The sequence below is a fragment of the Oleiphilus sp. HI0128 genome (genome assembly GCF_001635365.1).
Map to the genome: position 1 here is coordinate 1 of NZ_LWGG01001373.1, position 886 is coordinate 886.

Here is an 886-nt window from a genome sequence, read left to right on the forward strand (position 1 = left end):
CGATGAGTATGCAAGATACGCTTGCGGATATGTTCACACGTATTCGTAATGCACAGATGGCTGAGAAGCAATCTGTCACAATGCCTTCTTCTAAAATGAAGGTGTCAGTACTAGAAGTATTAAAGTCAGAAGGTTTCATCGAAGGCTTTAACACTGATGGTCAGGTAAAAGCACAGGTAACTGTTGATCTTAAGTATTTCGAAGGCAAGCCAGTCATCGAAGAAATTAAGAGAGCTAGCCGTCCAGGTCTACGCCAGTTTAAAGGTAAAGACGAGCTGCCAAGCATTCGCGGTGGTTTGGGTGTTGCCATTATTTCAACTTCGCAAGGTGTGATGACCGACCGAGCTGCGCGTAATGCCGGCATTGGTGGCGAAGTAATCTGCACAGTTTTCTAGGAGAAGGGCATGTCTAGGGTTGCTAATAGTCCAGTTCAGCTTCCTTCCGGTGTAGAAGTTAAGCTAACTGAGCAAGAAATTGAAGTAAAGGGCGGTAAAGGCACTTTATCTTTGGATCTTAATTCTGTTGTTACTGTAACGCAGGAAGGTTCAGAAATTAAATTTGCTGCTAAAAATGGCAGCAAGTTCTCACGAGCGATGTCTGGTACGACTCGCGCGTTGGTAAACAACATGGTTACTGGTGTAAGTACTGGCTTCCAGAAAAAGCTACAGCTAATCGGTGTTGGTTATCGTGTACAGATGCAGGGCAAGAAACTAAATCTGTCATTGGGTTTTTCTCACCCAGTCGAATACGAGCTTCCTGAAGGTATTAAAGCTGAAGCTCCATCACAGACCGAGATTGTTTTGTCAGGCGCTGACAAACAGTTGCTAGGTCAGGTTGCTGCTGAAATTCGTGCTTTCCGTCCGCCAGAGCCTTACAAAGGTAAGGG

The 886-nt window shown here is 45.1% G+C and carries 2 protein-coding genes; both read left to right on the forward strand.

Annotated features, from left to right (window positions below; all coding sequences use genetic code 11):
* Positions 1–2 precede the first annotated feature (2 nt).
* Entirely contained in the window at positions 3–395 is a 393-nt protein-coding gene (gene rpsH / locus A3763_RS22730) for a 30S ribosomal protein S8 (protein WP_068508541.1), read from the forward strand.
* 9 nt (positions 396–404) lie between these two features.
* Positions 405–886: 50S ribosomal protein L6 (rplF, locus tag A3763_RS22735; protein ID WP_068760566.1), on the forward strand; the 482-nt coding region annotated here is incomplete at its 3' end.